Below are 3,727 nucleotides of genomic sequence, written 5' to 3'. Positions count from 1 at the left end.
GACCCGATGATGCCGAACAGCACCAGGGCCATCGACGCCGCGATGAGCGAGCCCGTCCCGACCGTGCCGAGCATCCCCAGCCGACCGCCCGCGATGACCGGGCTCACCGCGATCACCAGGGCCACGATCCCCGCGGCCAACCAGGTCGCCTTGACGGCGTCCCCCGTCGTGCGGAACCAGTGCGCGACCGACCTCGCGAGCCCGGCCGCCACGAACACCGTCACGAGCAACAGGCCCTGCACGACCCAGTGCGGGTTGGTGGTGGGCAGGACGGCCGCCAGCGGCACCTCAGGCATCGGCCCCCGGGACACCGCGAACACGCTGTACGAGGCCTCGCCCAGGTGCGCCTCCCCGCCGACCATGAGCGCGGCCCCGGTCATGACCACGTTGGGCAGGTACGCCACCGAGATGCCAGTGAGTGCGGCCGTGCCCACGACGCCCTTGCCGATCTCCAGGACCGACCCCACCGGCTCCCACGCCATCACCAGTCCGACCAGCACCAGCAGTGTCGCGACGGCCCACGTCGCGGCGACGAACGCGGCGCCCAGGTGGATCCCCCCGCGCACCCACAGCGGCAGTATCTCGCGCAGGTCGCGACGGAAGTACAGCCACACCCCCAGCCCCGAACCCACGATCCCCACACCCGCGGTCCACAGCAACGCCGTCGGCAGGGCCGACTCGCGCACCGCGAAATCCGAGGCGGCCGACCCGACCAGCAGCGTCGCCAGCCCGGTCAGCAACAGCCCCGCCAGCGTCACACCGGCCATCGCCGCACCCGCCTCGCGCGGGCCCGGCTGCTCGACGTCCGCCAGCACCGCACGGGTCTGCCGGGCCAGGACCGCCACATAGATCAGCGCGGGCAACAACGGCAGGAACCCCAGCTCGACCCGGTCCACGGTCAGCGGCACCCGGTTGACCACCAGCCACTCCACCGCGACCACCGCGAACAGCGAGTCGAATCCGTCGGCGGCGAACACCAGAACCGCCAGGGTGAGCGCCGCCAGCACCAATACGGAGACGATGACGGGCAGCGCCGCGGCGGCCGCCGTCCACAACAACGAGCGGGCACCCGCGGGCGACCGTCTCGCAGCGGGCCGGATGACGCGTGGGGGACTCACTCTGACAACCGTAGATACCCGCCGGCGCGGGGCACCCCCGGCACGCCGCGACCCCCGCCATCCGGGGATGACGGGGGTCGCTGGGGCCTGCTCACTCGCGGTGGCCGGGAGGGCCACCGCGGGCGGATCACATGGCGTCGAGAAGATCCTTGGCCAGCTGCGCGGTCTCGGACGGCGTCTTGCCGACCTTGACGCCCGCGGCCTCCAGGGCCTCCTTCTTGGCCTGCGCGGTACCCGCGGAGCCGGAGACGATGGCGCCGGCATGGCCCATCGTCTTGCCCTCGGGGGCGGTGAAGCCGGCCACGTAGCCGACGACCGGCTTGGTGACGTTGGCCTTGATGTACTCGGCCGCACGCTCCTCGGCGTCGCCGCCGATCTCGCCGATCATGACGATGACCTTGGTCTCCGGGTCGTTCTCGAAGGCCTCGATGCAGTCGATGTGCGTGGTGCCGACGATCGGGTCGCCACCGATGCCGATGGCGGTCGAGAAACCGTAGTCGGCCAGCTCGTACATCATCTGGTAGGTCAGGGTGCCCGACTTGGACACCAGACCGACCGGCCCCTTGCCCGCGATGTTGGCCGGGGTGATACCGACCAGCGACTCGCCCGGCGTGATGATGCCCGGGCAGTTGGGGCCGATGATGCGGGTCTTGCCGCCCTTGGCGACGTTGTAGTTCCACGCGGTGGCGGTGTCCAGCACCGGGGCGCCCTCGGTGATGACCACGGCGAGCCCGATCTCCGCGTCCACGGCCTCGATGATCGCGTCCTTGGTGAACGGCGGCGGGACGAACAGAATCGTCGTGTCGGCGCCGGTGGCCTCCATGGCCTCCTTCACGGAACCGAACACGGGCAGCTCGACGTCGTTACCGTCGGCGTCCTTGTGGGACACCGTCGTGCCGGCCTTGCGGGCGTTGACGCCGCCGACGATCTGGGTACCGGCCGCGAGCATGCGGGCGGTGTGCTTGCTGCCCTCGCCGCCGGTGATGCCCTGGACGATGACCTTGTTGTCCTTGTTGAGGAAAATCGACATGTGTGTAAGGTCCTTTAGCTTCTTACTTGGCGGCCAGCTCGGCGGCCTTGTCGGCGCCGGAGTCCATGTTGTCGGCCAGGGTCACGAGCGGGTGGTTCGCCTCGGCGAGGATCTTGCGACCCTCCTCGACGTTGTTGCCGTCGAGCCGGACCACGAGGGGCTTGTTGGCCTCGTCGCCCAGGATCTCCAGGGCCTTGACGATGCCGTTCGCGACCGCGTCACACGCGGTGATGCCGCCGAAGACGTTGACGAACACGCTCTTGACCTGCTCGTCATTGAGGATGACGTCGAGACCGTTGGCCATGACCTCGGCAGAGGCACCGCCGCCGATGTCGAGGAAGTTGGCGGGCTTGACGCCGCCGTGGTTCTCGCCCGCGTAGGCGACGACGTCGAGGGTCGACATGACCAGACCGGCGCCGTTGCCGATGATGCCGACCTGTCCGTCCAGCTTGACGTAGTTGAGGTCGTTCTCCGCGGCCTTCTGCTCGAGCGGATCCGTGGTGCCCGCGTCGGCGAAGTCGGCGAAGGTCTCCTTGTGACGGAACTCGGCGTTCTCGTCCAGGGTGACCTTGCCGTCGAGGGCGAGGATCTCGTCATTCGGCGTACGGACGAGCGGGTTCACCTCGACCAGCGTGGCGTCCTCGTTGATGAAGACGTCGTACAGCTTGGCGATGGTCACCGCAGCGGCGTCCAGCACCTCCTCCGGCAGGTGGCCGGCCTTCGCGATCTCGCGGGCCTTGGCCTCGTCGACACCGACCGTGGGGTCGATGTTGATCCGGGCGAGGCGGTCCGGGGACTCCTCGGCGACCTGCTCGATCTCGACGCCGCCCTCGACCGAGCACATGGCCAGGTAGTTGCGGTTCGACCGATCGACCAGGAAGGAGATGTAGTACTCTTCCGCGATGTCGCTGGCCTCGGCGACCAGCAGGTTCTTGACGATGTGGCCCTTGATGTCCAGGCCCAGGATGTCCTCGGCCCGGGCGCGGGCCTCCTTGGCATCCTCCGCCAGCTTCACGCCGCCGGCCTTGCCACGGCCTCCGACCTTGACCTGCGCCTTGACGACGACAGGCTTGCCGATCTCGGCCGCAACCTTCTCGGCCTCTTCCGCGGTGTCCGCGACGCGCCCCGGGGTGGTGGGCACGTCATGCTTCGCGAAAAGAGCCTTTGCCTGGTATTCAAAGAGATCCATCAGCTCACCATCTTGACGTGGGTAGATTCGCCCGGCCCTGTTGAAAGCCGAGTCCTGCCTCATCCTAGGCGCGTGGTGTGTCCCCCGTCGCACACTGGGGGTAGCTGTGTGTATTGGATCACACCGGACGGCAGTCCGAACCGTCACACCCCACACATGGGCACCCCGGAGCCCCTCGGGCACCACGAGTCACACCGGTGTGACGCACCCCTCCCTCACGCGCCGCCGACAACCTTGCGGCACCGTTGCCGATCCGTTACGTTGGACGACGTTCATCACGAAAAGATCACGGCGCGAACGCAGAGGGGAAACGACACGGTGCAGAAGTCGCAATTCGAGGAAGCCGCGACTCCCGTCGTCATCCCCCCTGCCGGTGCGCACCGGGTCGGC

The 3,727-nt window shown here is 68.6% G+C and carries 4 protein-coding genes; all 4 read right to left on the bottom strand.

Annotated features, from left to right (window positions below; all coding sequences use genetic code 11):
- Nucleotides 1-1,118: cell division protein PerM (locus tag G6023_RS11980; protein ID WP_182635660.1), on the bottom strand; the 1,118-nt coding region annotated here is incomplete at its 3' end.
- 127 nt (nucleotides 1,119-1,245) lie between these two features.
- Nucleotides 1,246-2,148 (bottom strand): succinate--CoA ligase subunit alpha, encoded by a 903-nt coding sequence (gene sucD / locus G6023_RS11975; RefSeq protein WP_182635657.1) that lies wholly within the window; start codon nucleotides 2,146-2,148, stop codon nucleotides 1,246-1,248.
- A 22-nt stretch (nucleotides 2,149-2,170) separates the two neighbouring features.
- On the bottom strand, nucleotides 2,171-3,337 hold the full coding sequence (gene sucC / locus G6023_RS11970; protein ID WP_120283984.1) for an ADP-forming succinate--CoA ligase subunit beta: 1,167 nt from the start codon (nucleotides 3,335-3,337) through the stop codon (nucleotides 2,171-2,173).
- A gap of 189 nt (nucleotides 3,338-3,526) precedes the next feature.
- Nucleotides 3,527-3,727, bottom strand: a 201-nt coding sequence (locus G6023_RS15765; RefSeq protein WP_206681000.1) for a hypothetical protein, incomplete at its 5' end; no start/stop codon positions are given.

Source organism: Dietzia sp. DQ11-71, from assembly GCF_014144995.1.
Classification (GTDB): Bacteria; Actinomycetota; Actinomycetes; order Mycobacteriales; family Mycobacteriaceae; genus Dietzia; species Dietzia kunjamensis.
The sequence above is the reverse complement of the archived record's forward strand: the minus strand, read 5'-3'. Positions and strand labels throughout refer to the sequence as shown.

What these genes read in the sequence shown, in the direction of transcription:
- sucD (WP_182635657.1), bottom strand. Translation starts at nt 2,148, where the DNA reads ATGTCGATTTTCCTCAACAAGGACAACAAGGTCATCGTCCAGGGCATC.
- sucC (WP_120283984.1), bottom strand. Translation starts at nt 3,337, where the DNA reads ATGGATCTCTTTGAATACCAGGCAAAGGCTCTTTTCGCGAAGCATGAC.